Genomic DNA, 3,510 nt, shown 5'->3' on the forward strand with positions numbered 1-3,510 from the left:
GACTCCACCGCGACGTCTTGACGGGGCTCCTTGGACACGGACACCTCGCTTCCTCCGAGGCGGGGTGGCTCGTGCACGGTGCACATCCTCTCCCGTGCCACCTCTCGGCACCACAGATCGGTCGTCACCTGCCCCTGCAGCAGTCCCGTCATCCGCTCGAAGCACGTTAAGCCCTGCGACGCCCGCGACACCTATGGATAGGCCCACCACAATGGTGGGCATGCCTACCGCGCACCGCACCTCGATCACGCCCCCTCCCCGAGGCCTGCAGTGACCGCGCCCGACCCGATCCACCACCTCGCCGAGGCCCAGCACTGGCAGCAGGCACTCACCACCGGCGAGTACCGGCAGAGCACCCTCGGGGGAACCCTCGAGGACGAAGGCTTCATCCACTGCTCGACGCCGCAGCAGGTCGCCGGAGTCCTCGGCCGCTACTACGCGGCCCACGACGGCGACCTCGTCCTGCTCACCATCGACCCCGACCGGCTCGCCGCCCCCCTGCGCTGGGACGTCGCCAATCCCGCAACGGGAGAGCAGTTTCCGCACATCTACGGCCCCCTCAACCCGGATGCCGTCGTCGCCACCCGCGTCCTCCACCCACCCCACGCCGCCGCCCCGCAATCGATCACGCTGCGCGCCGACGGCATCGAGCTCGAGGTGCTCACAGCCGGGGCCTCCGTGCGCCGCCTGCGGCTCGGACACGACCCGGCCACCGCCGTCGACGTCGTCCTCGGCCACGCCGACCCGCAGACCTACCGCTTCGCCGGCGGCTACCTCGGCGCGACCATCGGCCGCCTCGCCAACCGCCTGGCCGGCGGGTCCCTCACCATCGACGGCGAGACCTTTAACGTGCCGACGAACGAGGGCACGACGGCGCTGCACGGCGGGTTCAACGGCTTCGACCGGATGCCGTGGCATGTCACCCAGCGCACCGACACCCGGGTGCGCCTCACCCTCACCAGCCCGGACGGCGACAACGGGTTCCCCGGCACGGTCGAGGTCAGCGTGACGTACACCGTCTCCCCCGGGCAGGTCCGCATCGACTACACCGCGACGACGGACCGGGTGACCCCTTTCACCATCACCAACCACGCCTACTTCAACCTCGATGGCGAGGGCAGCGGGACGGTCGACGACCACGAACTCGAGGTCACGGCATCCGCGATGGTGCCGATCAACGCGGCCAACCTTCCGACGGGCGAGATCCGACCCGTCGAAGGCACCGCGTTCGACCTGCGCGTGCCGCGGCGCGTCGGCGAAGTCCTCGCGGCGGATGACGAGCAGCTGCGGCGCGGCAAGGGCCTGGACCACACCTTCGTGCTCGACGGGCCAGCCGACGACACCGGGCTGCGCCGGGCGGCTCGGCTGCGAGGTGCGGGCGGCCGCGTGCTCGAGGTGCTCACGGACCAGCCGGGGGTGCAGGTGTACACGGGCGCGCACTTCGACCACTCGATCGTGGGGCTGTCCGGGGCGACGTACGGCCCGCGGGCAGGCATCGCCCTGGAGACCCAGGGGTTCCCGGATGCCGTGCACCACTCGCACTTCCCCGACACCGTGCTGCGCCCCGGCATCCCGTTCCACTCGACGACGATCTGGCGCCTGCGCTGACCCCCTGCGACGTCAGTTGCGCCTGCGGCGGCGAAGGTCCGCTCCGCGCATGACCCAGGGCACGACGATGAAGACGTACGCGACGCAGCCCAGCGCCGCAACAAGGGACCCGCGCCACCCCGGCGGGTCGGTGGCCACGACCCAGAACCCGAAGGGTGCGAGAAAGACGACCGCACACACCCGAGGGTTGCCAGACCACGCGGAACCGGCACCCCGTCAACCCACCACTGGCTGGGGTCCCCGTACGTGTTTGGCCACGCCGGAAGGTGTTCAGGGCGAGGGCGCTCCCTGCCGTCCCTCCTGCGCACCATGTAGCCCATCACGACTCACGACAACGAAGCCGGGTGAGGTATGGCCTCACGTTTGCTAAGTTCACGGCCTCACATTTGTAAACCTGGTGCGCTCACGTTTGTAAGGTTAATGAGCCACATCCTGCTACCGTGGGCCGCGTGCCCCTGAATTTCCTGGTCGAACGCCGAGTGAGCGGGTTGTTGCGAGAACTCGTTGCAGTGGAGCCGGTCATCGCGTTGCACGGCCCTCGTTCGGTCGGGAAGTCGACGGTGCTGTCCGGGTTCGCCGCCCGTGCGGGCGGATCGGTGGTGGATCTGGACGACGTCGAGGTGCGTGAGGCCGTGGTCGGCAACCTGGCCGCGGTCGTCGCCGGCGCCACACCGTTGTGCGTGGATGAGTACCAGCGCGTCCCGGACATCCTCGACGCGATCAAGGCACGGCTGAACCGCGAGGGCAGCCTCGCTGGTACAGCGGTCGTCACAGGATCGACCCGTCAGGACGCGCTGCCGATGACAGCCCAGGCGCTCACTGGCCGTCTGCACTCTCTGACGATCTGGCCGTTGTCCCAGGGAGAGATCGGCGGTGTTCGGGAAGACCTGCTGGAGGCGCTGAAGGTGGATCCGGCCGGCACCGTCAAGCAGGTGCCCACCTCGTCGACCACCCGGGCGGAGTACGTGCAGCGGGTGTGCGCTGGGGGCCTGCCATTGGCGCTGCGCCGGACTCCCGCGACGCGCGCACGGTGGTTCGACGACTTCGTGCGCGCATCCGTCGAACGTGACGCCCTTGAGCTGGGCAGAGTCCGTGAGCGTCAGGCCATGGCTGACTTACTGGCGCACTTGGCCGCACAAACGGGTCAGTTGCTCAACGTGACCAAGGCCGCTCAGGCCGTCGGAGTCAGCCGCCCGACAGTGGAGAACCACCTGCGCCTCTTGGAGGACCTGTTCCTCCTCGTGCAGCTCCCCGCCTGGGGTCGGACGCTGCGATCACGGGTCAACGCCAAACCGAAAGTTCACGTTGTCGACTCCGGACTGGCGGCTCGGCTACTTCGCCTCAACCCCGACAAGCTCGCCGGGCTCGACCCCTCAGCACTGACCGACTTCGGGCACCTGCTGGAGACCTTCGTCATCGGCGAGGTACGCAAACAAGCGTCCTGGCTGAACGAGGCCGTCGCGCTGGGGCACTGGCGCACCAGCGACGGCGCCGAGGTTGACCTCGTGATCGAATACGACGACGGCACCGTGATCGGCCTCGAGGTCAAAGCCAGCGAACGCGCTCCCGCTGCCGAGTTCCGCGGCCTCGCCCAACTCCGCGACGCACTTGGACCACGATTCGCCGCCGGGATCATCCTCACCACTGGGCGCCGCTCCTACACCTACGCCGACAGGCTCCACGTCATGCCCATCGACCGGCTGTGGACCCCAGTGAGACCAACCACAAGGTCCTGACCAGCAGCGCACCAGAACTCTTCAAGCCGCCGGCTCCTTTGCGCTCGACGACGAGCCGGCGCCTCATCTGACGGGTGCCCCACGCAGAAGTTCGGATCGCACGCAGTAATTACCGGGCGCGATCCGAAGTACTGCGTTCTCAGCCGAGGAGGCGGTGGCGCTGGCG

Annotated in this window: 2 protein-coding genes; both read left to right on the forward strand. The window is 68.8% G+C overall.

Annotation, left to right across the window (positions count from 1 at the left end):
• The first annotated feature begins 270 nt into the window (after positions 1–270).
• A complete protein-coding gene (locus PLL68_RS13140; RefSeq protein WP_324534794.1) occupies positions 271–1,608 on the forward strand; it encodes a galactose-1-epimerase in 1,338 nt (445 codons plus the stop codon).
• A 440-nt stretch (positions 1,609–2,048) separates the two neighbouring features.
• Positions 2,049–3,344, forward strand: coding sequence for an ATP-binding protein (locus tag PLL68_RS13145; protein ID WP_324534796.1), 1,296 nt, complete (start codon positions 2,049–2,051; stop codon positions 3,342–3,344).
• Positions 3,345–3,510: the final 166 nt, after the last annotated feature.

It is taken from the genome of Ornithinibacter sp. (genome assembly GCF_035443565.1).
Lineage (GTDB): Bacteria > Actinomycetota > Actinomycetes > Actinomycetales > Dermatophilaceae > Fodinibacter.